24 protein-coding genes and 1 pseudogene are annotated in these 24,908 nt (G+C 63.6%); 16 read left to right on the top strand and 9 right to left on the bottom strand.

The annotated features are described in order from the left end of the window. Nucleotides 1–24: 24 nt before the first annotated feature. A complete protein-coding gene (locus tag ACHMXA_RS32965) occupies nucleotides 25–720 on the top strand; it encodes a Crp/Fnr family transcriptional regulator (protein ID WP_126472218.1) in 696 nt (231 codons plus the stop codon). 83 nt (nucleotides 721–803) lie between these two features. Here the strand turns inward: ACHMXA_RS32965 and ACHMXA_RS32960 are convergent, their stop codons facing one another. Both ACHMXA_RS32960 and ACHMXA_RS32955 read right to left on the bottom strand, forming a co-directional pair. Beyond that, entirely contained in the window at nucleotides 804–998 is a 195-nt protein-coding gene (locus ACHMXA_RS32960; protein ID WP_395321546.1) for a hypothetical protein, read from the bottom strand. A 50-nt stretch (nucleotides 999–1,048) separates the two neighbouring features. Beyond that, nucleotides 1,049–2,506 carry an efflux transporter outer membrane subunit gene (locus ACHMXA_RS32955; protein ID WP_395321544.1) on the bottom strand — a complete coding sequence of 486 codons (1,458 nt, stop codon included), beginning with the start codon at nucleotides 2,504–2,506 and terminating at the stop codon, nucleotides 1,049–1,051. A 106-nt stretch (nucleotides 2,507–2,612) separates the two neighbouring features. Here ACHMXA_RS32955 and ACHMXA_RS32950 point away from each other — a divergent pair, with 106 nt between their 5' ends. The 6 genes from ACHMXA_RS32950 (at nucleotide 2,613) to ACHMXA_RS32925 (ending at nucleotide 9,856) form a co-directional block, all read left to right on the top strand. After that, nucleotides 2,613–3,230, top strand: coding sequence for a TetR/AcrR family transcriptional regulator (locus ACHMXA_RS32950; RefSeq protein WP_395322670.1), 618 nt, complete (start codon nucleotides 2,613–2,615; stop codon nucleotides 3,228–3,230). An 82-nt stretch (nucleotides 3,231–3,312) separates the two neighbouring features. After that, nucleotides 3,313–4,437: an efflux RND transporter periplasmic adaptor subunit gene (locus tag ACHMXA_RS32945; RefSeq protein WP_395321543.1), complete on the top strand. Its 1,125-nt coding sequence runs from the start codon at nucleotides 3,313–3,315 to the stop codon at nucleotides 4,435–4,437. 8 nt (nucleotides 4,438–4,445) lie between these two features. Continuing rightward, nucleotides 4,446–7,523 (top strand): efflux RND transporter permease subunit, encoded by a 3,078-nt coding sequence (locus tag ACHMXA_RS32940; protein ID WP_395322668.1) that lies wholly within the window; start codon nucleotides 4,446–4,448, stop codon nucleotides 7,521–7,523. A 41-nt stretch (nucleotides 7,524–7,564) separates the two neighbouring features. Next, complete coding sequence (locus tag ACHMXA_RS32935) at nucleotides 7,565–8,371, top strand: oxidoreductase (RefSeq protein WP_395321541.1); 807 nt, start codon at nucleotides 7,565–7,567, stop codon at nucleotides 8,369–8,371. A 38-nt stretch (nucleotides 8,372–8,409) separates the two neighbouring features. Then, nucleotides 8,410–9,315, top strand: a complete 906-nt coding sequence (locus tag ACHMXA_RS32930) for a LysR substrate-binding domain-containing protein (RefSeq protein WP_395321539.1) — start codon at nucleotides 8,410–8,412, stop codon at nucleotides 9,313–9,315. A gap of 193 nt (nucleotides 9,316–9,508) precedes the next feature. Next, entirely contained in the window at nucleotides 9,509–9,856 is a 348-nt protein-coding gene (locus ACHMXA_RS32925; protein ID WP_395321537.1) for a hypothetical protein, read from the top strand. A 388-nt stretch (nucleotides 9,857–10,244) separates the two neighbouring features. Here the strand turns inward: ACHMXA_RS32925 and ACHMXA_RS32920 are convergent, their stop codons facing one another. Then, entirely contained in the window at nucleotides 10,245–10,541 is a 297-nt protein-coding gene (locus ACHMXA_RS32920; protein ID WP_395321536.1) for a YciI family protein, read from the bottom strand. An 11-nt stretch (nucleotides 10,542–10,552) separates the two neighbouring features. Beyond that, entirely contained in the window at nucleotides 10,553–11,356 is an 804-nt protein-coding gene (locus tag ACHMXA_RS32915; protein ID WP_395321534.1) for an SDR family oxidoreductase, read from the bottom strand. 103 nt (nucleotides 11,357–11,459) lie between these two features. Here ACHMXA_RS32915 and ACHMXA_RS32910 point away from each other — a divergent pair, with 103 nt between their 5' ends. Together ACHMXA_RS32910 and ACHMXA_RS32905 are read left to right on the top strand one after the other, a co-directional pair. Continuing rightward, the gene (locus tag ACHMXA_RS32910) at nucleotides 11,460–11,897 is read left to right on the top strand and encodes a helix-turn-helix domain-containing protein (protein WP_258350071.1); all 438 of its coding nucleotides are present in this window, start codon (nucleotides 11,460–11,462) and stop codon (nucleotides 11,895–11,897) included. Beyond that, the gene (locus ACHMXA_RS32905; RefSeq protein ID WP_395321532.1) at nucleotides 11,894–13,129 is read left to right on the top strand and encodes a Bcr/CflA family efflux MFS transporter; all 1,236 of its coding nucleotides are present in this window, start codon (nucleotides 11,894–11,896) and stop codon (nucleotides 13,127–13,129) included. Before ACHMXA_RS32910 ends, ACHMXA_RS32905 begins: the two co-directional genes overlap by 4 nt. A 232-nt stretch (nucleotides 13,130–13,361) precedes the next feature. On the opposite strand, the gene ACHMXA_RS32900 is transcribed toward ACHMXA_RS32905, so the two are convergent. From ACHMXA_RS32900 to ACHMXA_RS32890, 3 genes are all read right to left on the bottom strand, one after another. Continuing rightward, nucleotides 13,362–14,702: an amidohydrolase family protein gene (locus ACHMXA_RS32900; protein ID WP_395321530.1), complete on the bottom strand. Its 1,341-nt coding sequence runs from the start codon at nucleotides 14,700–14,702 to the stop codon at nucleotides 13,362–13,364. 75 nt (nucleotides 14,703–14,777) lie between these two features. Next, entirely contained in the window at nucleotides 14,778–15,566 is a 789-nt protein-coding gene (locus ACHMXA_RS32895; RefSeq protein WP_395321528.1) for an alpha/beta fold hydrolase, read from the bottom strand. A gap of 11 nt (nucleotides 15,567–15,577) precedes the next feature. Next, a complete protein-coding gene (locus ACHMXA_RS32890) occupies nucleotides 15,578–16,447 on the bottom strand; it encodes a fumarylacetoacetate hydrolase family protein (protein ID WP_395321526.1) in 870 nt (289 codons plus the stop codon). Here ACHMXA_RS32890 and ACHMXA_RS32885 point away from each other — a divergent pair. After that, complete coding sequence (locus tag ACHMXA_RS32885) at nucleotides 16,415–17,503, top strand: helix-turn-helix domain-containing protein (RefSeq protein ID WP_395321524.1); 1,089 nt, start codon at nucleotides 16,415–16,417, stop codon at nucleotides 17,501–17,503. The genes ACHMXA_RS32890 and ACHMXA_RS32885 overlap by 33 nt on opposite strands. A 216-nt stretch (nucleotides 17,504–17,719) precedes the next feature. Here ACHMXA_RS32885 and ACHMXA_RS32880 read toward each other — a convergent pair whose 3' ends face one another. After that, complete coding sequence (locus ACHMXA_RS32880; RefSeq protein WP_395321522.1) at nucleotides 17,720–18,535, bottom strand: DNA-binding transcriptional regulator; 816 nt, start codon at nucleotides 18,533–18,535, stop codon at nucleotides 17,720–17,722. Nucleotides 18,536–18,656: 121 nt separating this feature from the next. Between ACHMXA_RS32880 and ACHMXA_RS32875 the strand changes: the two genes are divergently transcribed. Next, nucleotides 18,657–19,085, top strand: coding sequence for a Bug family tripartite tricarboxylate transporter substrate binding protein (locus tag ACHMXA_RS32875; RefSeq protein ID WP_395321520.1), 429 nt, complete (start codon nucleotides 18,657–18,659; stop codon nucleotides 19,083–19,085). Between the two features lie 252 nt (nucleotides 19,086–19,337). On the opposite strand, the gene ACHMXA_RS32870 is transcribed toward ACHMXA_RS32875, so the two are convergent. Continuing rightward, nucleotides 19,338–19,922, bottom strand: coding sequence for a TetR/AcrR family transcriptional regulator (locus ACHMXA_RS32870; protein ID WP_395321518.1), 585 nt, complete (start codon nucleotides 19,920–19,922; stop codon nucleotides 19,338–19,340). A gap of 189 nt (nucleotides 19,923–20,111) precedes the next feature. Here ACHMXA_RS32870 and ACHMXA_RS32865 point away from each other — a divergent pair. The 5 genes and pseudogenes from ACHMXA_RS32865 (at nucleotide 20,112) to ACHMXA_RS32845 (ending at nucleotide 24,892) form a co-directional block, all read left to right on the top strand. Beyond that, nucleotides 20,112–21,207 (top strand): annotated as a pseudogene (locus ACHMXA_RS32865) (alkene reductase). Nucleotides 21,208–21,263: 56 nt separating this feature from the next. Beyond that, nucleotides 21,264–22,052 (top strand): SDR family NAD(P)-dependent oxidoreductase, encoded by a 789-nt coding sequence (locus ACHMXA_RS32860; RefSeq protein WP_395321516.1) that lies wholly within the window; start codon nucleotides 21,264–21,266, stop codon nucleotides 22,050–22,052. Nucleotides 22,053–22,104: 52 nt separating this feature from the next. After that, complete coding sequence (locus ACHMXA_RS32855) at nucleotides 22,105–22,935, top strand: alpha/beta fold hydrolase (protein ID WP_395321514.1); 831 nt, start codon at nucleotides 22,105–22,107, stop codon at nucleotides 22,933–22,935. A gap of 49 nt (nucleotides 22,936–22,984) precedes the next feature. Continuing rightward, nucleotides 22,985–23,986: an NADP-dependent oxidoreductase gene (locus ACHMXA_RS32850; RefSeq protein WP_395321512.1), complete on the top strand. Its 1,002-nt coding sequence runs from the start codon at nucleotides 22,985–22,987 to the stop codon at nucleotides 23,984–23,986. Between the two features lie 81 nt (nucleotides 23,987–24,067). After that, nucleotides 24,068–24,892: an SDR family NAD(P)-dependent oxidoreductase gene (locus tag ACHMXA_RS32845; RefSeq protein WP_395321510.1), complete on the top strand. Its 825-nt coding sequence runs from the start codon at nucleotides 24,068–24,070 to the stop codon at nucleotides 24,890–24,892. Nucleotides 24,893–24,908: the final 16 nt, after the last annotated feature.

The raw sequence follows: 24,908 nt of genomic DNA, 5'->3' as shown, positions 1-24,908 counted from the left end.
AGGCCGGGGAAGAAAGTCTTTCCGATGACAAATCACGCGCAGACCATCTCGATGTTGCGAGCGGCTGCTTGGGCTGGCGGTCTGACGCGCGAGCAACTCCAGCGTGTCGAACTGGAGACGCAGGACCGCTTCTATTCGGCCGGTGAGATCGTCTGCCACAAATCAAGCGCGGCGACGCACTGGATCGGAATCGTCGAAGGGATGGTCAAAGTGGACGTCTTGTCGGCGGACGGCCGAAGCACCACATTGACCGGGGTCACCAATGGCGGCTGGCTCGGGGAAGGTTCCGTGCTCAAGGGGGAGTTGCGTCCCTACGGCGTTGTCGCGCTGCGCGACACCCGCATTGCGTTGATGCCGAGCCAGACCTTTCACTACCTGGTCGCCAACAGCTTGAGCTTTTGCCATTTCATGATCGATCAGCTCAACGCAAGGCTGGGTCAATTCATTGCGCTGGCCGAGAGCTACCGGATGCACGACATCAGTTCGCGCGTGGCAGGCTGCCTGGCCGAACTCTTCAATCCTCAACTCAACCCCCGGACCCAACGAGTCCTGCACATCTCGCAGGAGGAGATCGGCCGGCTGGCCGGAATTTCCCGGCAGGTCGCCCATCGCGCCTTGCACGAGTTGGAGGAAGCAGGCCTGCTTCACATCCGCTACGGGAGCATCGACGTCTTGAACGTCGATGGCCTGCGTGTGTACGCGCGCGAGCACTCGGAGTGAGGGCCTCGTGCCATTCGGGTGGCCGCCCAAGACCTCGTGCCTTCGGGTCAGGACGTCATCGAACCGGAGGCTTCAGAAGCATTTCAGGTAACGTCGTGCGGCGAGGCGCTGCCGCGCCTTCTTTCGATGTCACTCAGTCGAGCTACCTCGACTTCGAGCATGCGAATGCGCGATTCCAAGTCCGCGACACAGGATTCGTCCATACCTTCAAACGCCAGCATCAATTTCCGCCAGAAACCTGGCGCGGGTTTTTCCGTAGCACCGCGGTCGTCGCTCATTTGGATCTCCCCAGTTCAAGTGCGCACGAACGGTTGTGCGCGGACGGCCCCTATCGGGTTGCAACCGTGTCGGTTCCGCTTGGTTGCCAGCCACCCCCCAATGCCTTGAAGGCGGTGACCGCGGCGCGTGCCGATTCGGTCTGCGCCTGTGCTCGCGCGTCGGAAGCGCGCAGCAGGTTCTCGTCTGCCTGCAGCACCTCGATCAGGCTGACGACGCCTTTCTGGTAGGCGGCGAATGACGCGCCTCGCGCGCGGCCGAGCGAGTCGACGCCCTGCGCAAGAACGCTGGCTTGTTCCTCGCGCTTGACCAGGGTCGAGAAAGCGTTTTCCACGTCTTCTGTAGCGCGCAGCACGGCCAGCCGATACGCGGCCAGCAATTCGGCATCCTGGCCCTTGGCGAGATCGATCTGCGCGTTGATGCGGCCAAAGTCGAACAGGCGCCAGCGCAGGCCCAGCATGCCGGCGGCCTGGCTTGCGCCGCTGGTGAACAGGTTGCCGCCGGACACCGACGTCGCGCTGCCGATCAGGCCGCTCAGGGAAAGCTTGGGGTAGTACTCGGCAATGGCGACACCAATGCGTGCATTCGATGCGGCGATGCGGCGTTCGGCCGCGATCAGGTCGGGCCGCCGCCTGAGCAAGTCGCCCGGCGTTCCCGCGTCCGCGATCTGCGGGGCGACGGGGATGGCGCCCGGGTCGGCCAATTCCGCCCGATGTGTGCCCGGGGGCGAGCCCAGCATCACATCCAGCGCATTCATCGCCGCGTCCAGCCCCGCCTCGAGCGCCGGGACGGATGCCTGGACCTGGGCCAGCGCGCCTTCGGCCTGCCGCACCTGGAGTTCGGCCGCCAACCCCTTGCCGTACAGAAGATGGACCTTGGACAGCAGCTCCTGCTGCGTGCGCACCTGCCGGCGCGCCACGTCCAGCCGGGTCTGCAGTCCGCGGATGCTGATGTAGATGTCGGCGGTCTGCGCCGCCACGGTCAACCTCGTGGCGGCCGCGCCTGCTTCCGAGGCCTGGTACTCGGCAAGTGCCGCTTCGCGGCCACGGCGCAGGCCGCCGAAAACGTCCACTTCCCAGCTTGCACTGAGATTTGCCTCGTAGGCACTGCCGTGGCGGTCGAAGCCGGGCCTCGAGTTCAAGACCTGTCCCAGCGGCGTTTCAACGGACTGATAGGCCCGGGCGGCTTGCCCACTGAGGTTTCCCGAAGGCAGCAAAGCGGCATTCGCCGCGCCCAGCCCGGCGCGTGCTTGATCGATGCGCGCGGACGCCTGCACAAGATCGAGGTTCTGCGCCAGCGCAAGCGTGACGAACCGAGCCAGCTGCGGGTCGCCGAAACCTGTCCACCACGCGTTTCGGTCGACGCTGGTGGAAGCAGGTCGTGCATCGACGGCCGCCTGGCCGAGGTACTGCGGCGGCAGGGGCGTCTCGGGGCGGACATAGTCGGGGCCGACTGCGCAACCTGAGACGAGGCCGGCAGCGAAGAGCGGGACAAGAATGCGCTGGAGCATGGGCTTCTTTCGGAAAGAAGGGGGAAGAAAACGTCAGATCGATGTGACTATAATTCAAAATGGTCACTCGTTGTTGATTTCCCCTGCTCGCGGTAAGCTGTCAGGCATGAGCAATGCACCTCTTTCTCCGGCTGTGGCACGCGGCCCCGCCGACCACGACGTACGGGACCAGATCGTTGCCGCAGCCACCGAGCACTTCGGCCGGTATGGCTACGAGAAGACGACCGTCTCCGACCTCGCCAAGGCCATCGGATTTTCCAAGGCCTACATCTACAAGTTCTTCGAGTCCAAGCAAGCGATCGGCGAAATGATTTGCGCAAACTGCCTGCGCGAGATCGAGGCCGAGGTCCGGGCGGCGGTCGATGCTGCCGACCGCCCGCCCGAGAAACTGCGCCGGATGTTCAAGTCGGTGGTCGAGTCGACCCTTCGACTGTTCTCCGAGGATCGCAAGCTCTACGAAATCGCGATGTCGGCCGCCAGCGAGCGCTGGCAGACCGTGGTCGTCTATGAGGAGCGCATTCGGCAATTGCTCCAGGACATCCTGCGCGAAGGTCGGGAAATGGGTGAGTTCGAGCGCAAGACGCCGCTGGACGAGACGGCGGGAGCCATCTACCTCGTCATGCACCCCTACATCAATCCGCTGCTCCTGCAATACAGCTTCGATCACGCGGCGCAGGCGCCGGTGCAGCTGTCCAGCCTCGTGCTGCGCAGCCTTTCGCCATGAACTAAATTTGTTTGTGACCATTGACTAAAATGGTCACTGGTATCAGAATGCGGGTCCTGATCACTTCGTCACTGGGACCCTCATGCTTTGGCGCCGCCTTGCCACCTCTGCAGTCATCTGCGCATTGCCGTTCGCGCTGGTCGCTTGTGGCGAAAAATCGCCGCCCGATCCGCGCACCCAGGCGCCGCAGGTGCGCATCGCCACCGTCCAGGGGGCTGGTGTCACATCGCGCGCCTTCACCGGCACCGTAGCCGCCCGGGTCCAGAGTGACTTGGGATTCCGGGTTTCCGGCAAGGTGCTGGACCGGCTGGTGGACGCGGGGCAGGCCGTCAAGCGCGGCCAATTGCTCATGCGCATCGATCCTGCCGATCTGAAGCTCGCAGCCCATGCGCAGCTGGAGGCGGTCGCCGCCGCGCGGGCGCGCTCGCAGCAGACGGCGGAGGATGAAGCCCGCTACCGCGATCTGCGCGGCACCGGTGCGATCTCGGCATCGGCCTACGACCAGATCAAGGCGGCCGCGGATGCCGCCAAAGCCCAACTCAGCGCGGCCGAGGCTCAGGCCGACGTGGCCCGCAACGCGAGCCGCTATGCCGAGCTCGTGGCGGACGGCGATGGCGTCGTCATGGAAACGCTGGCCGAACCCGGCCAGGTCGTGAGCGCGGGGCAGGTCGTGGTGCGCGTGGCCCGCGCCGGTCCGCGCGAAGCCGTTGTCCAGCTGCCGGAAACCCTGCGCCCGGCTGTCGGTTCCGCCGGACAGGCCACGCTTTTCGGCAAGGAGGGTGCGACCGTGCCGACCACGCTGCGGCAGCTCTCGGAGGCCGCGGATCGGCAGACGCGCACCTTCGAGGCGCGCTACGTGCTCAAGGGCGACCTTGCCAATGCGCCGCTCGGCGCCACGGTCACCATCCGGGTTCCGGACGGGCTTTCCTCTGCGCAAGGGAGCGTACAGGTGCCGATCGGCGCCCTGTTCGATGCTGGCAAGGGGCCAGGCGTGTGGGTCATCGGCGGCGAGCCGGCCAAGGTCAACTGGCGGTCGGTCGTGGTCGAGCACCTGGATGACGACGGCGCACGCATCACCGCCGGCCAACTCAAGCAAGGCGACAGGATCGTCGCGCTCGGCGCTCACCTGTTGCACGAGGGCGAGCAGGTGCGGGTGGCAGACCAGGTCGTTGCCGTTGATGCGGCAAAGCCGGGAGTGCGTCCGTGAGCGCGTCGGTGAGCGAAGGCCGATTCAACCTGTCGGCGCTCGCTGTGCGCGAGCGCTCCATCACCCTGTTCCTGATCTGCCTGATCTCGCTGGCGGGTCTTGTTGCGTTCTTCAAGCTGGGCCGCGCGGAAGATCCCGCCTTCACCGTCAAGGTGATGACCATCATCACTGCCTGGCCCGGCGCCACCGCGCAGGAGATGCAGGATCAGGTCGCGGAGAAACTCGAGAAGCGCCTGCAGGAGCTGCGCTACTACGACCGCACCGAGACCTACACCAGGCCCGGGCTGGCCTTCACGACCCTGACCCTGCTCGACAGCACGCCGCCTTCGCAGGTGCAGGAGCAGTTCTACCAGGCCCGCAAGAAACTCGGCGACGAGGCGGGAACCCTTCCAGCCGGCGTGATCGGGCCGATGATCAACGACGAATACGCGGACGTCACTTTTGCGCTGTACGCGCTCAAGGCCAAGGGCGAAGCGCCGCGCCTGCTGGTGCGCGACGCCGAGACGCTGCGTCAGCGCCTCCTGCATGTGCCAGGCGTCAAGAAGGTCAACATCGCCGGCGAGCAATCCGAACGCATCTATGTTGAGTTCTCGCACGAGCGCCTGGCAACCTTGGGCATTGGTCCGCAGGACGTGTTCGGTGCGCTCAATGGCCAGAATGCCCTGACGCCGGCGGGCTCCGTCGAAACCAAGGGACCCCAGGTGTTCATCCGCCTGGACGGCTCTTTCGATGAACTGCAGAAGATCCGGGACACGCCGGTTGTGGCGCAGGGCCGCACCCTGAAGCTGTCGGACATCGCCACGGTCAAGCGCGGCTATGAAGACCCGGCGACCTTCATGATCCGCAACGGTGGCGAACCGACCCTGCTGCTGGGCGTCGTCATGCGAGAAGGCTGGAACGGTCTTGACCTGGGCAAGGCGCTGGACCACGAGGTCGCAGCGATCAATGCCGAGCAGCCGTTGGGCATGAGCCTGGCCAAGGTCACGGACCAGGCCGTCAACATCGCCGCCTCGGTCGACGAGTTCATGGTCAAGTTCTTCGCCGCACTGCTGGTGGTGATGCTCGTGAGTTTCCTGAGCATGGGCTGGCGCGCGGGCCTGGTGGTTGCCGCCGCCGTGCCGCTGACATTGGCGATTGTCTTCGTGGTGATGGCCGCGACCGGCAAGAACTTCGATCGCATCACGCTCGGGTCGCTGATCCTTGCGCTGGGCCTGCTGGTGGACGACGCGATCATCGCCATCGAGATGATGGTGGTGAAGATGGAAGAGGGCTACAGCCGCGTCGCAGCCTCGGCGTACGCCTGGAGCCATACCGCGGCGCCGATGCTTTCGGGCACGCTGGTCACGGCCGTCGGCTTCATGCCCAATGGCTTCGCGCCATCGACCGCGGGCGAGTACACCAGCAACATGTTCTGGATCGTAGGCATCGCGCTGATTGCGTCCTGGGTCGTCGCGGTGGTGTTCACTCCCTACCTGGGCGTCAAGCTGCTGCCCGACTTCAAGAAGGTCGAAGGTGGCCATGCCGCGATCTACGACACGCCGCGCTACAACCGCCTGCGCGGGGTGCTGGGGCGCGTCATTGCGCGCAAGTGGCTGGTCGCCGGTGCGGTGGTGGGCCTTTTCGTGGCGGCCATTCTTGGCATGGGGCTGGTCAAGAAACAGTTCTTCCCGATCTCCGATCGCCCCGAGGTGCTGGTCGAGGTGCAGATGCCCTATGGCACGTCGATCGCGCAGACCAGCGACGCCGCGGCGAAGGTGGAGGCCTGGCTGGCCAAGCAAGAGGAGGCCCATATCGTCACGGCCTACATCGGGCAGGGCGCGCCGCGCTTCTTCTTCGCGATGGGGCCGGAGCTTCCCGATCCGTCGTTCGCCAAGATCGTGGTCCGCACCGCCAGCCAGGAAGAGCGTGAGGCCTTGAAGCACCGGCTGCGCCAGGCGATCGCCGATGGGCTGGCTTCCGAGGCGCGGGTGCGCGTCACCCAACTCGTGTTCGGCCCGTATTCGCCGTTCCCGGTCGCGTACCGGGTCACGGGACCGGATCCGCAGAAGTTGCGCCAGATTGCGGCCGAGGTCCAGAAGGTCATGGATGCGAGTCCGATGATGCGCACGGTCAACTCCGACTGGGGTACGCGCACGCCCACGCTGCACTTCACCTTGCACCAGGATCGGTTGCAGGCCGTGGGGCTGACCTCCACCGCGGTGGCACAGCAGTTGCAGTTCTTCCTGAGCGGCGTGCCGGTCACCACCGTGCGCGAGGACATCCGCACGGTGCAGGTTGTGGCGCGTTCGGCTGGCGTCACCCGGCTCGCCCCTGCGCGAATTGCGGACTTCACGCTGTCCGGTGCCAACGGGCAACGCATCCCGCTGTCGCAGGTGGGTGAGGTCGACATACGCATGGAAGAACCCGTCGTGCGTCGGCGCGACCGCATGCCTACGATCACCGTACACGGCGATATCGCCGATGGCCTGCAGCCGCCGGACGTATCGACGGCCATCACCCATCAGCTGCAGCCCCTCGTCGACAAGCTGCCGGCCGGCTATCGCATCGATCAGGCCGGCTCCATCGAGGAATCGGAAAAAGCAACCAAGGCCATGTTGCCGCTTTTCCCGATCATGCTGGCGGTCACGCTGCTGCTCATCATCTTCCAGGTGCGCTCCATCTCGGCGATGGTCATGGTCTTCCTGACCAGTCCGCTCGGGCTGATCGGCGTGGTGCCGACCCTGCTTCTTTTCCAGCAACCTTTCGGCATCAACGCGTTGGTCGGCCTTGTGGCGCTGTCGGGCATCCTGATGCGCAACACGCTGATCCTGATCGGGCAGATCCACCATAACCAGCAGGAGGGGCTCGACCCGTTCCATTCGGTCGTCGAAGCCACCGTGCAGCGTGCGCGGCCGGTGATCCTGACGGCGCTGGCTGCGATCCTGGCCTTCATCCCCTTGACCCATTCGGTGTTTTGGGGAGCGCTCGCCTACACGCTGATCGGTGGCACCTTGGCGGGCACGGTTCTGACCCTGGTATTTCTGCCGGCCATGTATTCCATCTGGTTCAGGATCAGGCCGGGCAATGGCAATCCCGCGCCACATTGACAACGCTCTTCACCAATTCATTCAGATCGAAGGAAAACATCATGTCGGTTTCATCGGTTGTCGTCGTGACCGGCGCGTCGTCGGGCATCGGGCGCGTCGCTGCGGAAGTCTTCGCCGCGCGAGGCTGCCGGGTGTTCGGCACCGTGCGCGACCTGCGCAAGGCGCCCGTGGTGCCCGGTGTCGAGTTCGTCGAAATGGACGTCCGGGAGGAGGAGTCGGTGCAGGCTGGCATCGACGCCATCATCGAGCAGGGCCTGCGCATCGATGTGCTGGTCAACAACGCGGGAATGATGATGCTCGGCGCGGTGGAGGAGACAGCGACGGCCGAGGCCGCGGCGCTGTTCGACACCAACGTCTTCGGCGTGCTGCGTGTCACGCGTGCCGTTCTCCCCTACATGCGCAAGCAGCATCGAGGGCGGATCGTCAACGTGAGCTCGCTGTTCGGCGTGCTGCCGGCGCCTTACATGGGCATGTATGCGGCCACCAAGCACGCGGTCGAGGGGCTCTCGGAGTCGCTGGACCACGAGGTGCGCCAGTTCGGCGTTCGCGTGACGCTGGTGCAGCCGGCGTTCACCCGGACCAACCTCGACGCCAACGCGCCCCGAGCCAAGGCGCCGATCGCGGACTACGACCGCGAACGCGACCTGGTCGAGCGTTCGGTGGCCGACAGCGTCAACAACGCGCCGCCGCCGCAGAGCGTGGCCAACACCATCGTCGAGGCGGCGCTCGGCCCCTGGCGCATGCGCCGCACGCCGCCAGGGCAGGCGTCGCTCTTGACGAAGCTGCGTCGCTTCATGCCCGCGGGGCCCGTCGATGCAAGCCTCAGGAAGAAACTCGGCCTCACCTGAAGAGTTCGTCTTGTGGTTCGCACAGTCAGGAGAAACCCTTGGATAGCCTGGATCTCTTGAGAACCTTCAGCGAAGTTGCAGGCTCCGGCAGCTTCTCCCGCGCCGCGAGTCAGCTGAAGCTGTCCAGAGGAACTGTCAGCAAGTACATCGCGACGCTGGAAAGTCGCTTCGGTGTCCGCCTGCTGAACCGCACCAGCCACGCTGTCAGTCTGACGGACGCCGGCGTGTTGCTGCTCGAAAGAAGCAAGCCAATGCTGGAGCTGGTGGAGGAAACTCAAGCAGAACTCCAGAATCGGGCGTTGACTCCCCGAGGACGGCTGCGCATTTCCGCGCCGCATGGCATAGACCAGACGCAGCTTCCAGCGCTCATCAACACCTTCCTGAGCCACTATCCGGAAGTCAGCATCGACATGGTCCTCACCAACCGGATCGTCGATCTGGCGGAGGACGGCATTGACGTCGCACTGCGGTTTGCGCCGACGGCCAATGAGAACCTCATTGTTCGAAAACTGCTTGCGATGGACTTGAGCGTTTGTGCGGCGCCAATGTACTGGGCAGCGCACGGCATGCCAGTTCACCCCAGCGAACTTGCGGGTCACAACGCGCTGGTCAGTACACATCTGAACCCTCAACCAAAGTGGCGTTTTGAAGTGGGCGGTGCTCCATTGGATGTTCCCGTGAGCGGACGCCTGAATGCAACGGAGGCAGCGCCTCTGATCCAGGCCGCACTGTTGGGCGCGGGGGTTCTCTACTTGCCTACGGCGATGCTGGCGCCTTACATCGAGAGCGGACGGCTGGTGCCGGTGTTGTCGGACTTCGTTCGCAGCGACATGTGGTTGTCGGCTGTCTACTTGCAGAGGCGGCACAGTACGGCCGTACAGCGCGCCTTCCTGAATTTTCTTGAGGGCCGGATCAAGGCTCTCAAGAATGCTCGCGGTGCTTGAGCGAGAGCGGCCGACCTGCTCGACATGCCAGGCGAAGAGGGATGAGGTTTCCTCTTTGAAAACGCGGCGTTGCTGCGTACTCGTACTCAGACGGTAACCAAGCACCAGAAAATTGCGTTCCCCGGACGACAACTTTCAGATTGATGAAAGTTTGAGTCGAGGAAGTACTGGCCGACAATTTTCAAGGACCCCCATGAAGAAGTTTCAAATTGCTCAGAGCGCGATTCTTGCGCTCATGTTTGCGTCAACTGCCCAGGCGGAGGTTTACGACGGCGTACTCCAGAGCTCTGGCGTTCGCTCTCGGACGGAAGTCGATGCAGAGGCAGCAGCCGTTGCGCAAAAGGAAGACCCTTATCGGGAGGCTGCATCCAGCAGAGTCATTGCGCCGCTCGGGTATTCGAAGTCCCGGGATACCGTCAATGCCGAAGCAGTCAAAGAGGCGCATTCGGCAAATCAGAATCTCACCGGAAAGGCCTACTACAGAGACGCTATTCCCTCCCAGTATGTGAATCAGCCGCGGCAAGTCAATGCTGCAAAGTGAACGCTCGATGGCGTCGCACTTTTGCCGGCACCCAAGGTGGACGCACGACAGCGCGCCAAAAGGGCCCGCTGCTCGGCGCCGGAGCGCGAGCCGGCGGCCGCGGTGCAGGGACATCTAGGCACAAAGTTGCTCGAGTTCGATACCCACACTCTCCGCCAAAAATGCTTGCAAGTGGTTGATTAATAAAAGCTTTTTAGCTTACCACTCATCGACTAGCAAAGCTACTATCAAAAGCCGCAGTGAAACTACTGCGGCTTTTTTGTTTCTAGGCAATAGCTCTTCGTTGGTACGGTTCGTCGTCCACATGCCTGCAAAGTCTTGCTCGGCTATCAAGCGCAATGTGGAGTTCCCGCTTGCTTCAACAGCGTTTGCACACGAAGCGACGCAATCAAGAGCGCGACTTCAGGCCAAGCATTTTGAAATGCTCATAGTGCCCGACCCCATTCTTGACAATCGGGTCCTGCGATGTAAGGGCATCGATGTCTTGCCCATCTTCGATCTGGAACAGCGACACGCCATAACCGCCGGCCGGGTCCATCACCGGACCGTGAGCGACAACGATGCCTTTCGCGAGCAGGTCGTTCAGGAAAGCGCCGTGCTCGCCCATCCAGGTTTTTTCATCTGCTGACATCGTGGCAAGAAAGTCCGCACGGGGCGGGATGAATTTGCAAAGATAGAACTTCATGACCTCTCCTATCAGGCTGCTTTCACGCTCTTGAGAATGGAGCCCTCGAACATCGTCGGGATGTAGTTCTGCAGGAACAGGATCATTCCGGTCATCTTTCCAACGGGATTGCTGAACTTCGGTGCCGGCGCCTCAATGAGACCGGAAATAGTCTGGATGACGGCGTCCGGCGATTCCGCTCCGTCGATGCCTTTTTGCGTCGCGGCCTGCACCTGTTTTCGGTAGGCGTTGTAGTCGGCGATCTCGCCGCTCGCCGCGGCGACCGCGTTGTGGCCCAGGTTCGTCTTGAACCACACGGGCTCCACCATACTGACCTTGATGTTGAACTGGTCCAGCTCGAACCGCAGCGACTTGAAGTAGCCCTGCACCGCGTGCTTCGAGGCCGCGTAGAAAGACAGATTGGGTGGACCGATCAGCCCCACGATCGAGCTCACCGTGATGATCTGCCCGGACTTCTGGGCCCTGAGACGGGGTAGCAACGCGTTCGTCACCTTGATGGTTCCCCAGAAGTTCGTCTCGAACTGCTGGCGGCCCAGCCCGATGGGCGTTTCTTCGGCAATGCCAGTCACCATGTAGCCGGCGTTGTTCACGAGGACATCCAAACGCTCGGTGGATCGGGCCAGTTCGCGAGTGAACGATGCGATGGATTCGTCATCGTCGATGTCGAGACGCAGCAGCTTGAAAGGCACCTGCGCTGCGTATTTTTCCGGGGTACGGCTCGTACCCACGACGTTGTGGCCCTGTGCGTGCAGGCGCGTCGCCAACATCAAGCCGAAACCCGACGACGCGCCTGTGATCAGTACTGTCTTTTTCATGTGTGCTTCCAATTCAAGAATCGATCGAGGCATTTCACGGGTCTGGACGAACCGCGGGCCGCAGGTTAGTATCGTTTAAGTACTAAGTCAATATCAAAACGATATGAACTCGAAAACCGATGCCCAACCTACATGCCCCATCGAGCGCAGCCTTGCCTTTCTGGGTGACAGCTGGACCATGCTGATCCTGCGAGACGCCAATGCGGGTGTGACGCGCTTCGATCAGTTCAAGAAGAATCTGGGTATCGCACCGACCATGCTGACCAAGCGACTGGCGACGCTGACGGACGAGCGCTTGCTCGAGAAAAAGCTCTACTCGGAACGCCCGCCGCGCGAGGAGTACGTGCTGACCGCTGCCGGGCGAGACTTTCTGCCGGTCCTCTTCATGATTGCCGAGTGGGGTCGAAAGCATCGAGGCGAAGGTCGGTTGACGCGCTTTCTTGACGCCGAGAACGGAACGGAAATCAAACCTACCGCGATCGATGCCGTGACTGGCGCGGAAATCGGGACACGCGCCATCCGTGTCCTGATCCCCGAATGAAAGACGCCCCGGTCCAGACGCTGGCAGCAGGTCGTCCGGTCCCAACGCGCGGCATGGTGTCGCTGCTTGCGGCCCTCGCGGCGATCGGCGCCTTGTCGACCAACATCATCCTGCCGTCGTTTCCGGCCATCGGCGCAGGGCTGGGCGTGTCCGACGCGCAGCTCGGGGTGACGTTGAGCATCTTCTTTGTTGTCTTCGCGATCGGCCAACTCATCGTTGGTCCGCTGTCGGACCGGTACGGGCGACGCAAGTTGGTGATCGGCGGCCTGCTCCTCTTCGCCGCAGGCGGCGTCATCTGCTCGCTGTCCCCCAATCTAACCTGGTTGGTATTGGGCAGGGCAGCTCAGGCAGCGGGCGTGTGTGCCGCCTCCGTGCTCGCACGCGCGATTGCCAGAGACCTGTTCGAAGGCGAGACGCTTTCGAAGGTGCTTGCGATGGTAATTGTGGCGATGGCCGCGGCGCCCGGGTTCTCTCCGCTATTGGGCAGTGTGGCCGAGCAATTCGTTGGCTGGCGTTGGACCTTCGCGACGGTCAGCGCACTGGGATTGATTTTGGCGAGCTGGTACGCGCTGCGGCTGCCGGAAACTCACGCGACTTCACGGCGCACGCCGCTGGCGATCGGGCCGGTTTTCGCGGCGTACACCCAGCTGCTTCGAGACGCGCGCTTCATGCGGCCAGCGACCGTCGTCGCGTGTGTGACGGGGGCGCTTTACGGCTTCTTCGACGCCGCGCCTGCCGTGCTCATCGGTGCTCTCGGCTTGAGCTCGCTCCTACTGGGATTCTTCTTTGCAGCAACCGTCCCAGTCGTGTTCGCTGCGGGGCTGCTCGTTCCGAAACTGTCGGGCCGGTGGGGCCCCCAAAAGACACTGCAACTCGGCGTCATGCTCTCGCTCGCCGGTGGCATGCTGATTTGCGGCGTGAATGTTCAAGCACCAACCAATCTGGTCGGGTTCACCGCAGCCCTTTGCGTTTTCCTTTTTGGCATGGGCATGGCGAACCCAGTGGGTACCGCCTTGTCTCTCGCGCCATTTGCGGCTCAAGCGGGCGCCGCCTCGGCCATGCTGGGCTTCATGCAGATGTCGGGGGCAGCCCTGGGCGCAACCTTTGTGACGAAGCTTGCAGGGTTGTCGCCTATGGCGGCCTTGGGCCTGGTGGTCGTTGCATCGCAAGTGCTTTCGATCGCGCTTTTCGCGCTCCTCCGCCAACAACCGCCGAAGCCATACGCTAGGTAGTGCTGCGTTCACGCAGCAATTCGGTAAACCAAGCTCTTAAGGCGGCTGCCGACGATCTTTTCGATTCATCGCACCGCTTGCTGCTGCCGTCAGAATTGACGCGAGGCAATGTTTGCTGGGAGACCGATTCCGACCGCGAAGCCGTCATTCAACTTGTCTTCGAGAGCGTCTGCAATCGCTGTGAAAGCGGCCGCCCGCCGCAAGCATGAACGAGCAGCCGGATCAGTCGAAGTCAGTGCATCTCTGCCAATGCTTCCTTGACGCCTTGCTCCTGCAACGGCGTGTCACCGCCCTCCAGATGCAGCGCGGCATTCGATGGCACGGGCGTCGCGCAGTCCTTGTGGATCACGCCATCCTTCATGACCAATTGCACCTTGGCCGGGTCCGTCAGCAACGACAGGTCTTGCAGCGGGTCGCCGTCGATGAGGACGATGTCGGCAAGAAAGCCCGCCTTCAATTGCCCCAGATCGTCGGGCCGTAGCATGATCTGCCCGCCCAAGCGCGTTGCCGCCATCAACGCCTCCTTCGGCGTCATGCCGATGTAGTCGACAAAGTACTGAAGGTCGTTGGCATTGGTGCCGTGCGGCATCCATGCAAAGCCGTAGTCGCCACCCGGTAGGATGCGAATGCCGCGCTTGTGCATCTCGCGCAGCGAGGCCGATGCGATTTCCAGCTCGCGCTTGTAGCCCATCTGCGTCGCCACGGCCTCAGTGATGCCGTACTCGGCGGCGTTGTAGGTCGTGCGAATCAGCCAGCCGATGCCGGGCGCGACAAAGTGCTTGTCTTTCGCGGCCTCAAGCATGTCGAGTGCCTCGGCATCCGCGAAGCTCGCGTGGTAGACCATCTCGATGCCGTGGCGCACGCACTGCTTGACCGACTCGCTCGACCGCGCGTGTGCAGCCATGCGCTTGCCGTAGCGCTTGGCCTCCTGCGCGAGCATGGCGACTTCGTCTTCGGCAAAGGGCGACATCTCGGCCGGCAAGCCCGCGATGTACTCGCCCGACAGATTGATCTTCAGATGGTCCACCCCGTACTTGATGAAGGTGCGCGCCGACCTGCGGATCTCTTCGGGCCCGCTACACACGCTGCCAAAGCTCAGCTCCTCGAACTTCATGTGCGGCAGCGTGTTGTCGCCCAGGGCGCCGATGGTGGTGATCTCCTGGCTGCCCGCAAGGTAGCGCGGGCCGGGGAACTCACCCGCATTGATGGCATTGCGCAGCACCACGTCCAGCCGCGGCTTCGCCGCGGCCGCGCCGATGGCCGATGTCCACCCCATGTCGAGGTAGCGCTTGGCCACCCGCACGCACCAGAGCATGTGTTCCTCAGGCGGCATGAACTGGATGGCCGCGAGCGACGGCTGGTCGTTCCACGAGAAATGCGTGTGGGCCTCGGTCATGCCCGGCATGAGAAAGCGGCCCTTGCCATCGATCACGCGCGCGTCGTCGGTGCTCACGCGCCGGGGAAAGCGCGCCACCTCGACGATGCGCTTCCCCTCGACGAGAAGATCGCCGGTGTAGGGCTCCTCGCCCGAGCCGTCGAAGATGCGGACGTTGGTGAATGCAATACGGGTCATTGTTGTCTCCTCCGGCGCGTGGCGGGCCGGCATTGGGTTATAGAAATCGGGCGGTTCAATCGAACGGGTTGCGTCTCAACGAAGCGCTGCGTAGAAGACTTCGAGCGTCTGCATGCAGCGCTGCGGTTGCTCGAAGGTGGTCCAGTGGCCGCATTCCTCGAGCACGACGACACGGCTGCCGGCGATGCGTGCCTGCATCGCCTGGACGTTGGCCACCGGGGCCACGCCGTCCTGGTCGCCGGTGACCAGGAGCGTCGGCACATCAATGCGTTCGAGCGCGGCCGATTGCGCATCGGCCAGCGCCGCGCAACTTTGCGCATAGCCCTCGGGCGGCTGGCGCATCACGCTCTCGCGCACCAGGGCGAGCACTGCCGGCTGCTGTTCCTTCGTCTGCGTGCTCGTCGCGCCCTTCACGATGGCATCGGCGATTTCCTGCATGGCAGCCGCGCCGCCGCGCGCTGCATTTGCACGCGCCGCGATGTTGGGGCGCGCCGCATCCGGTGGCGCCGCCAGCGGGCCGAACAGCGCGAGCGATTTCACGGTGCCGGGGCTGCGCACCGCGAGGTGCTGCGCGACGATGGTCCCGAGCGAATGCGCCATCACATGCACGGATGCGATGTCGAGCGCCGAGAGCAGCCGCAGCATGGCATCGACGTAGCCGTCGATCGACAAGGCCTTGCCGTCCGCCGGCAGCGGTGACCTCGCGCTGCCCGGCAGGTCGGGCCTGATGCGCCGAAAACCGCCGAGCGCCGGCAACACGGGCGTCCAGTTGTTCGACGATCCGCCCAGCCCGTGGATGCACAGCAGCGCCTCGCCTTCCCCATCGATCTCGACGGCGAGCCCGTTCAATACTTGAGTCGTCATGTGCGGCACCTTCAGACGAACTTGTTCTCGATGGCGCCGAGCCGGTCGATCTCGACGCGCACCACGTCACCGGCACGCAGGTAGCGCGGTGGGTTCATGCCCATGCCCACACCGGCCGGCGTGCCCGTGGCGATGACATCGCCGGGGTAGAGGGTGATGCCGCGCGAGATCGTCTCGATGAGCGTGGGAATGTCGAAGATCATGTTCTCGGTCGGTCCGTCCTGACGCAACTCGCCGTTGACCCAGCAACGCACGCGCGTTTTGGTGCCGTCGAACTCGTCGGCCGTCACGATCCACGGGCCCATCGGGCAGAAGGTGTCGAACGACTTGCCCAGGTCCCATTGCCCGTGGCGCATCTGCACGTCGCGCGCCGTCACGTCGTTGACCACCGTGTAGCCGAACACATGCGACATCGCCGCATCGCGCGCGATGTTCTTGCCGCCCTTGCCGATGACCACGGCCAGTTCGGCCTCGTAGTCGATCTGCGCCGACACCCCGGCGGGAACCAGCACCTCGTCGTGCGGGCCCACGACGCACTCGGGCACCTTGGTGAAGACGATGGGCCACTCGTCGGTCTTGGCGGCGTTGTCCTTGAACACCGAGGCCGACAGCTCCTTGGCGTGCGCGTGGTAGTTGCGGCCGACGCACCACAGATTGCGCCGCGGCTTGGGCAGCGGTGCATCGAGCACCACCTCGCCCAAGTCGACTGCGGGCCCCGATGCCTTCGGAAGCGATCCGCCCCTGGCGAGAATTTCGATCAGCGTCAGCACGCCGCTGTCTGCCTGCTCCGGCGTGAGCTGCAGTGGCGTGACGGTCTTGCCGTCGGTGGAAACGAGGCCCACCTTGCGGTGGCCTTCGCTCGTGAAAGTGGCGATTCGCATGAAGGTTTGCTCCTGTGTTTTAGCGATGCGCCAACTTTAGAAATCGCGGGCCGGCGGCGCTTATCGGCCGATCCGGCGGCGTATCGAATCGTCTGGTGTGCTTCTAAGGACTTACCCGATGCGCTGCGCGGGCCGGCTCCGCACGGGAGAACAATCGCCCGAAACCAACTCGATGAAGCGCGACAGATGCAGGAAGCCTATGCACTCCACGAAGGCGCGTTCGGCACCGCGATCGTCCTGGAGGCGAGCGCCAACCTGGTGGCGCACGCGCACTCCGAAACACAGCTCGCACTCTGGCTGGGCGGCGCGCGGGCCTGCGCGCATGTCGGCACCGAAGTCGTCGACTACAGCGAAAGCGTGGCGCTCGGCGTGAACGCGTTCGAGGCGCACGACATGGTTCGCCTGGAGGACAACGGATCGAGCCTGTTCATCGTCTTCATGATCAAGAAGGATTGGCTCGACGAACTCGGCCTGGCGAAGGACCGGAGCTTTCGGTTTCCGTCACCGCGCGTGCCCATCGGCGATGCGCTGCGGCGTTCGTGCTGGCGGGTGCTGGATTTGATGATCTCCACCGGCGCGGCACGCGAGCACATCGACAAGGAGGTCGAGCGGTTGCTCGAAGCGGCCATTGCCGCTTCCGCCACGGGCGGCGATGCGGCGCCGGTGGCCGGCGGCATCGGTGTGACGCTCGACCACCGGCTGCGTGCCGCCATCGCGCACATGCGGGCGCATGTTTCCGAGAAAACGACGATCGACGAAATCGCCGCCAAGGTCGGCCTCTCGCGCGCGCATTTCTTCGCGCTGTTCCGCGACCAGTTGCACACGACGCCGCAGGTGTTCTGGAGCGGCGTGCGCGTCGAGGAGGCGATGCGCAGGGTGAGCGATGGCGGCAGGCTGACCGACGTCGCGCTCGACCTTGGGTTCTCGGCCCCGGGGAATTTCTCGCGCTTCTTCAAGGAGCACACGGGGATTTCGCCTTCGATCTTCAAGCGCGCCACGCGCGCGCCTTCGCCGGTCACTGTCACAGGAATACCGCGAGAAGGCCAGTCGTCTTAGACGAAATTCTCTTGAGCGTGAAAACCCGGGCTTCCCATGGCCGTGCATCGCCAAAAGCTAAGCAGCATCGCCAGCTTGCCGCCGACTGCAGTCAAAAGGGTTGCCTGGACGGGGCCACTACAGCCGACGGGGCGTTCCCACGATTTACCGATAGCGGTCGAAATGGCGTGGCCGGTGAGACCGAGGGTTATCCCGTAATCCTCAATGCCGACGTGGTTAGCCCCGCGGCGCGCTACTGGTCGCCTCGGAGATGCCTTCCGCCAATTGACGCAGGAGCGGAACATAGCGTGTCGCGACCTCTCGGTCCGAGACGACGTTGTTTTGCAAAACGAGATTGATCGCGCCGATGGCATGCTCCCCGATCCGGATCGGAAACCCGATCGCAGTGACGCTCGATTCAGAAGCCCATTCGCCCCTGTTCATTGCGTAGCCGCGGCGCCGAGTCTCACGAATGACCCGCTTCACATAGCTGCTGTCGCGTGCCATCTCGCCGATGGCATCCGTGCGCTGCGCCAACAACGCCAGCGTGGCGACACGCTCTTCCTCGGCGCACCAACTCAACCACGCTCGACCCAGCGAAGAGACGAGCATCGGGATCCGAATCCCGATGGTGGCCCGGTGCTGCGAGAGCATGCTGACCCGATGGGTGGACTCCCTCACGATCATGAAGCCCGCGTCCGGCGTGGCCAGGTCGCTGGGCCACGAGAGCGCCCGCAAATGTGCACGCATGGCAGGTGCCGCTACGCGGTCAATCCAGTCCGCGCCAACGTAGCCTTCGGAGAGCCGGCGCACCTCGAAGCCCAGCGCGTAGGAAGCGCCATCGTCCTTGTGGTGAACCAGGCCTTCTGACCTCAACGTCTCCAGCAGCCGCTTGACGGTGGTTCGGTGAATGCCGGTGATCCGGGCCAGCTCGACGACGCCGCCGATTCCACCCGGCAGCGCATTCAGCGCCCGCAGCACGGCCAGCCCTCGGCTCAGGCCTCTGACTTCCCGATAGAGATGCTCCTGCGGAGCGCGTGCGGACGTCGCCATTTCGTTTTCGGTTTGGTGCACCAGGTGCACCGACTATACGTCGCCGACTTGCGCTCGGACACTGCCCCACGTCAGCAAAGAACCGCATCGGCCCCAAGAGGCCACCACCCGGAGACATGAAATGAGCATCACCCGACGCGCCCTGTGCACTTCGATGGCCCTCGGCCTCACCTTCTCGCCTGCCTTCGCGCAGGAGCCCTCCAAGCAACCCATTCGCATCATCGTGCCGTACCCAGCGGGCGGCAACGCAGACTCGGCAGCGCGTGCGGTGGCCAACCTGGCCTCCGAAAGCCTGAAGCAGACGATCCTGATCGACAACCGCCCCGGCGCCTCTTCGATCATTGGTACCGAGCTCGTCAGCCGCGCGCCGGCGGACGGCCTCACCATTGGCGTGGTCTCGGACTCGCACGCCATCAACCAGGTCATGGCGAAGAACCCCAAGGCCGCGGACAGCCCCTTCGACCTGCGTGTTGATCATTTGTGGCGGAGGCTTCTTGGGCGATCCGCGGTGCGAGCAACTCGCTTTCCGACGCTTTGGCAGGCACTCTAGTGAGGCCTCGGGCACGTGATTTGACATTCGGACACCACAATCGCTTTCGAACCGGAACGGGTGGTGTCGACCGGAAGTTCGACCGGTGGGATGCGGCGGAAAACTTGAACTGCGAGATATCGCTCGGCTCTCTCAGCGCCGCCGAACACCGAGAGAGCCTTGGACCAGCGGCATGGAACTCGTCCGGGGCTTTATCCGCATCCCCTCTTTCAGCGGGTGCAAGAAATGGGACTAGCTGGCCTGGGCAGGGGATCAGCCACCAGTCGGGGAGGAAAGCCTCGACAGCACCGATGTGCGGCAGATATCCAGAATTTCATCGGCGAGGGGTGAGTCATCAGGACACGCCCGCGACAGCACGATGGCCCCGATCAATTGCGCAAGAACATCGATGCGCCTGGCGCGAAGGTCGCCTTCCTCTTTGCCGCCCTCAGGGGCGCCGTGCTGGTTTGCCAGGGTATCGAGCAGGCTTTCCACGCCGTCCGCAAAAGCCGCCTTGATCGACTCCGGCTGACGTGCAGCATCTCCGCTTAGCGCGGCCATCGTGCAACCTTCGCTTCGAGCGTCGCGATGCTCCCGAGACAGGTATTGCTTGACGACTTCTGCCGCATTGGCCCCCTCGGCTTTCGCTGCCGACTGCGCAAAACCACAGGTCGCCGCTTCCGCGAGCAGGTCGGCCTTGGATCCGAAGTGCTTGTAGAACCCGCCATGGGTAAACCCGGCGACTGCCATCAAGTCCGCAATCCCCACGCCGTCATAGCCACGCTCGCGAAACAGCGTGGAGGCCGTCTCGACGATATGTGCCCGATTCGCCTGGGCCTGAGCTTTAGTGACCTTCATGTCCGGATCTCTCTGGAAGTCCCATCAAAGATGGCCTCGACTATACATTGATGTTGACTATCATCAAAACCCTTGACAATAAAGATGATGATCGACATCATTGCGTCAGATTAGCTTGAAAGGCTTCTGGACATGAGCGATACCCACCTGACCCGCGTCAGCTTCATCGAGGCAAACGGCGAGAACGGCCTGACTGATAAAACGCTTTTTGAGCCCTACACACTCGGCCCGCTCAAACTGTCCAACCGCATCGTGATGGCGCCGCTGACCCGCAACCGTGCGGGCTCGGGCCTGGTCCCCAGCGAACACGCGGCCGACTACTACAGTCAACGGGCCTCGGCTGGCCTGATCATTTCCGAGGCCACCCAGGTTTCGGCCGATGCGCAGGGCTACCAGGACACGCCGGGTCTCTACACGCAGCAACAGATCGACGGATGGCGCAAAGTGACCGATGCCGTTCACGCCAAGGGCGGGCGGATCTTCGTCCAGCTGTGGCACGTGGGGCGCATCTCGCACGTCGACCTGCGGCCCGGCGGCACCGCCCCCCGTGGCGCCATCCGCGATCCGCGCTGCAACCAAGACTTTCGTCAACAACGGCTTTCACGATGTCTCCGAGCCACGTGCCCTGACGCTGGAAGAGATTCCAGGCATCGTCGAGGATTTCCGCCAGGCCGCAGCCCACGCGATCACTGCGGGGTTTGACGGCGTCGAGGTCCATGGTGCCAACGGCTACCTGCTGGAGCAGTTCATCAAAGACGGCGCCAACACCCGGACAGACGCCTACGGCGGCTCCATCGAGAACCGTGCGCGTCTGTTGCTCGAGGTCACCGCTGCCGTCGCCAAGGAGATCGGTGCTGAACGCACTGGAGTGCGCCTCTCGCCGGTGTCGCCCGCCGGCGCCATTTCCTGCAGCGACCCGCAGCCGCAGTACGACTACATCGCCGAGCAACTCAGTGCGCTGGGCATCGTGTACCTGCATGTGGTCGAAGGCGCGACGGGTGGTCCACGCAATGTCGCGCCGTTTGATTTCGATGCCTTGCGCAGTCGCTTCAAGCGCACGTACCTGGCCAACAACGGCTATGACCGCGAGCTGGCCAACACAAGGCTGTTGCAAGGCAAGGCTGACCTGTTCGTCTTCGGCCGCCCCTTCATCAGCAACCCGGATCTGGTCGAACGGCTGCGGATCGGTGCCCCCTTGGCCGCGCTGGATCCCGCCACGCTCTATGGCGGTGGCGCCAAGGGCTACATCGACTATCCGACCTTCGCAGGTTCCAGCGCTCGGTAGTCACTTTCCCATGCTGCATATCGCGCATCGGCCCATTTTTTGATCCAGACCCAACCATGACCACCCATTCCACAGTTCTTATCACTGGTGCCTCGACCGGCATTGGCGCCACCTACGCCGAACGCTTCGCACGTCGCGGGCACAGCCTCGTGCTGGTGGCGCGAGACAAAGCACGCCTGGAATCGCTCGCAGCGCGCCTGCGAGCAGAGACCGGCGCTGCCGTCGAAGTCCTTCCGGCCGATCTGACCCAACCCGGCGATCTGGCCGCCGTCGAGGCGCGCCTGCGCGAGGACACCAGGATCGAAACCCTGATCAACAACGCCGGAGCGGCGCTGTCCGGTCGCTTCGTCGACCAGTCGATAGACGATGTCGCCCGCCTGGTTGCCCTCAACACCACCGCATTGGTCAGGCTGGCCAGCGCCATCGCTCCGCGCCTGGTGCACGTCGGCAAGGGCGCGATCGTCAACATCGGCTCGGTGGTGGGCCTGGCGCCCGAGTTCGGCATGTCGGTCTACGGTGCGACCAAGGCCTTCGTGCTCTTCCTTTCACAAGGACTGAGCCTGGAGCTCGCGCCCAAAGGGGTCTACGTGCAGGCGGTCTTGCCTGCCGGAACCCGTACCGAGATTTGGGAGCGCGCGGGCATCGATGTCAATGCGATGCCCGATCTGATGGGAGTGGATGAGCTGGTAGATGCCGCGCTGGTCGGATTCGACCGCCGGGAACTCGTGACCATCCCGCCCCTGCACGAGGCTGCGCGCTGGGACGCACTGAACGCCGCCCGGCAGACACTGATCGCGGACATCCGGCAGGCGCATGTGGCAGAGCGCTATCGCCCCGCCGCCTGAAGCCAGAAGAAATCCAGACCGGCAACGCGGTCGAAAAGACCGCGGATCGCACATGTCCTACATAGACACCTCCACTCGATCGATCGATCTCGACGGGACTGCATTCGCGTACCGCGATCTCGGGCCGCGCGGCGGCGTGCCGTTGGTACTGCTCAACCACTGGGGCGCGGTTCTCGACAATTTCGACCCTCGCATCGTCGACGGGCTTTCCCGCAGGCATCGTGTCATTGTCATCGACTACCGCGGGATCGGCGCTTCGGGCGGAACCGCGCCAGTCACCATCGATGTGATGGCACGGGATGCGATCGCGCTGGTCCATGCACTGGGTTTCGAGAAGGTCGATCTGCTCGGCTTCTCTCTCGGAGGGTTCGTGGCGCAGGACATCGTGTTGAAAGCACCTGGCCTCGTGCGACGCCTCATCCTGACCGGGACGGGGCCCGCAGGCGGCACAGGCATAGCCAGGGTGGGAGCGGTTTCCTGGCCGTTGATCGTCAAGGGCTTGTTGACACGGCGTGATCCCAAGACCTACCTGTTTTTCACCTCCACAGCCAACGGCCGGCAAGCCGCGAGGGACTTCCTGAAGCGACTGGCGGAGCGCAAGACGGGTCGGGACAAAGGGCCGACGCCCAGGGCCTTCCTGCGGCAGTTGAAGGCGATCCAGGCCTGGGGTCGGCAGGCGCCCCAGGATCTGGGCGGCATCCGAATCCCTGTGCTGATCGCCAATGGCGACAACGACATCATGGTGCCGACCGCGAACAGCCATGACATGGCGCGTCGCATTCCCGGCTCGCAACTGGTCATCTACAGGGACGCCGGGCATGGCGGGATCTTCCAGTACCACGGCGAATTCGTGCCCAAGGCCCTCGCTTTTCTCAATGACTGAATGGCGGCTTTTTTGCGACCGACTTCAACCAAGAACTCAGAAAATTTCTATGCAAGCTTTCATCATTGATCGTTACGGAAAGAAGGAAGTCGGCCGCATCGGCGAAGTGCCCGAACCCGTGGTGCGGGACGACGACGTCCTGATCCGGATCCACGCGGCGAGCATCAATGCGCTGGACTCGAAGATCAGAAGCGGCGAATTCAAACTGATCCTTCCCTACCGCCTTCCCCTGATCCTGGGCAATGACGTGGCCGGCACGGTGGTTCGCGTCGGTGCTCGCGTTCGCAGCTTCAAGCCTGGCGACGAGGTCTATGCGCGCCCCGACGATGACCGCATTGGTACCTTTGCAGAGTTCATTGCCGTCAAGGAATCGTCACTGGCGCTCAAGCCCACGAATCTCAGCATGGTCGAAGCCGCCTCCGTTCCTTTGGTGGCCCTGACCGCTTGGCAGGTGCTGGTCGAAACCGCCAAGCTGAAAAAGGGACAGAAGGTCTTCATTCATGCAGGCTCCGGGGGCGTCGGCACGATCGCCATCCAGCTCGCGAAGCATCTGGGCGCGTTCGTGGCCACGACCACCAGCAGCGCCAACATCGCATGGGTGAAGGCGTTGGGCGCGGACGTCGTCATCGACTACAAGCAGCAGGACTTCGCCACAGTGCTGCGTGACTATGACGTCGTGCTGAACAGCCTCGGAAGCGGCGAGCTGCTCAAATCCCTCGAGGTTCTCAAGCCGGGCGGACACCTCGTCTCCATCTCGGGACCGCCCACCCCGGCGTTCGGCCTTGCGCGAGGGCTGGCCTGGCCGCTCAGGCAAGTGCTGCGACTGCTGAGCTCCGGCATCAGAACGAAGGCAAAGAAGAAGAGGGTGCAATACACCTTCGTCTTCATGCGGGCCAATGGGCCGCAATTGCGCGAGATCACCAGCCTCATCGAATCGGGCGCCATCCATCCTGTCGTCGACAAAGTATTCCCCTTCCAGGACACCCACCAGGCCCTGGCCTACGTCGACAGTGGCCGCGCCAAAGGCAAGGCCGTGGTGCAAGTGGCGTAGCGGCCGCATGCCTGTGCCAGTGCCTTCGATCAAGCCCTGGCCTTCGCACGGTCCGCATGTTCAGGAGATAGGAGAACGATCTTGAGTCCATCCACGAGCACTGACACGCGCAGGCGCGCCCTGGTGACCGGCGCGTCCAGCGGCATAGGCGCGGCCATCGCGCGTGAACTCGCGGCGCTCGGCGTTGATCTTGTGCTGACGGCAAGGCGCCGCGATGCGCTCGATGCGGTCGCCGCGAGTTGTGAGGGCGTGAAGGTCGAGATTGTCACCGCGGATCTCGGCAAGCCCGATGCAGCGCGCGCACTGTGGGAGGCCACGATCGCTGGAGGTCCGATCGACATCCTGATCAACAACGCCGGATTCGGCTACTTCCGCCGGTTCGACGAGGTCGATTGGGCACGCGATGCGGAACTCATTGAGCTCAACATGACTTCGCTGGTCGCTCTCACGCGGTGTTTCGTCGATGCGCACAAGACAAGTACCCAACCCGCGAACATCGTGAACATCGCGTCGACCGGCGCCTACCAGTCAGTACCGAACATGGCGCTGTACGCCGCGTCGAAGGCGTTCGTTCGAAACTTCAGCGAAGCCCTCCATGACGAGCACCGTGGCACGCCGCTTTCAGTGACCTGCATCTGCCCTGGTGGCACCGAAACCGCGTTTCATGCCGCGTCCGGCGGAGGTGATTACTCGTGGATCGCGAATGCGTCGACGAAAAGCGCGGAGTTCGTCGCGCACGCCGCGATCCGCGCGATGCTGCGCGGCAAGCGAACAGTTGTGCCCGGCCTCTTCAATAAGGTGTCGTGCTTCGGCGTGCGCTTCTTGACGCGGCGGTTTGCCTCGCGCGTGGCAACCCAAGTGCTTGGCAAGCCGCGGTTCGAGCTGCCGGCACGAAGAGGGATTTGAGAGAGGCGACTGAGCC

The sequence above is a fragment of the Variovorax sp. UC74_104 genome (assembly GCF_044055375.1).
Lineage (GTDB): Bacteria > Pseudomonadota > Gammaproteobacteria > Burkholderiales > Burkholderiaceae_C > Variovorax.
Note: the sequence above shows the minus strand (reverse complement) of the source record. Positions and strands in the feature narration are given on the sequence as shown.

What these genes read in the sequence shown, in the direction of transcription:
- ACHMXA_RS32880 (WP_395321522.1), bottom strand. Translation starts at nt 18,535, where the DNA reads ATGGCGACGTCCGCACGCGCTCCGCAGGAGCATCTCTATCGGGAAGTC.
- ACHMXA_RS32910 (WP_258350071.1), top strand. Translation starts at nt 11,460, where the DNA reads ATGAACTCGAAAACCGATGCCCAACCTACATGCCCCATCGAGCGCAGC.
- ACHMXA_RS32870 (WP_395321518.1), bottom strand. Translation starts at nt 19,922, where the DNA reads ATGAAGGTCACTAAAGCTCAGGCCCAGGCGAATCGGGCACATATCGTC.
- ACHMXA_RS32950 (WP_395322670.1), top strand. Translation starts at nt 2,613, where the DNA reads ATGAGCAATGCACCTCTTTCTCCGGCTGTGGCACGCGGCCCCGCCGAC.
- ACHMXA_RS32945 (WP_395321543.1), top strand. Translation starts at nt 3,313, where the DNA reads ATGCTTTGGCGCCGCCTTGCCACCTCTGCAGTCATCTGCGCATTGCCG.
- ACHMXA_RS32855 (WP_395321514.1), top strand. Translation starts at nt 22,105, where the DNA reads ATGTCCTACATAGACACCTCCACTCGATCGATCGATCTCGACGGGACT.
- ACHMXA_RS32915 (WP_395321534.1), bottom strand. Translation starts at nt 11,356, where the DNA reads ATGAAAAAGACAGTACTGATCACAGGCGCGTCGTCGGGTTTCGGCTTG.
- ACHMXA_RS32900 (WP_395321530.1), bottom strand. Translation starts at nt 14,702, where the DNA reads ATGACCCGTATTGCATTCACCAACGTCCGCATCTTCGACGGCTCGGGC.
- ACHMXA_RS32935 (WP_395321541.1), top strand. Translation starts at nt 7,565, where the DNA reads ATGTCGGTTTCATCGGTTGTCGTCGTGACCGGCGCGTCGTCGGGCATC.
- ACHMXA_RS32905 (WP_395321532.1), top strand. Translation starts at nt 11,894, where the DNA reads ATGAAAGACGCCCCGGTCCAGACGCTGGCAGCAGGTCGTCCGGTCCCA.
- ACHMXA_RS32850 (WP_395321512.1), top strand. Translation starts at nt 22,985, where the DNA reads ATGCAAGCTTTCATCATTGATCGTTACGGAAAGAAGGAAGTCGGCCGC.
- ACHMXA_RS32955 (WP_395321544.1), bottom strand. Translation starts at nt 2,506, where the DNA reads ATGCTCCAGCGCATTCTTGTCCCGCTCTTCGCTGCCGGCCTCGTCTCA.
- ACHMXA_RS32925 (WP_395321537.1), top strand. Translation starts at nt 9,509, where the DNA reads ATGAAGAAGTTTCAAATTGCTCAGAGCGCGATTCTTGCGCTCATGTTT.
- ACHMXA_RS32965 (WP_126472218.1), top strand. Translation starts at nt 25, where the DNA reads ATGACAAATCACGCGCAGACCATCTCGATGTTGCGAGCGGCTGCTTGG.
- ACHMXA_RS32895 (WP_395321528.1), bottom strand. Translation starts at nt 15,566, where the DNA reads ATGACGACTCAAGTATTGAACGGGCTCGCCGTCGAGATCGATGGGGAA.
- ACHMXA_RS32960 (WP_395321546.1), bottom strand. Translation starts at nt 998, where the DNA reads ATGAGCGACGACCGCGGTGCTACGGAAAAACCCGCGCCAGGTTTCTGG.
- ACHMXA_RS32890 (WP_395321526.1), bottom strand. Translation starts at nt 16,447, where the DNA reads ATGCGAATCGCCACTTTCACGAGCGAAGGCCACCGCAAGGTGGGCCTC.
- ACHMXA_RS32920 (WP_395321536.1), bottom strand. Translation starts at nt 10,541, where the DNA reads ATGAAGTTCTATCTTTGCAAATTCATCCCGCCCCGTGCGGACTTTCTT.
- ACHMXA_RS32860 (WP_395321516.1), top strand. Translation starts at nt 21,264, where the DNA reads ATGACCACCCATTCCACAGTTCTTATCACTGGTGCCTCGACCGGCATT.
- ACHMXA_RS32875 (WP_395321520.1), top strand. Translation starts at nt 18,657, where the DNA reads ATGAGCATCACCCGACGCGCCCTGTGCACTTCGATGGCCCTCGGCCTC.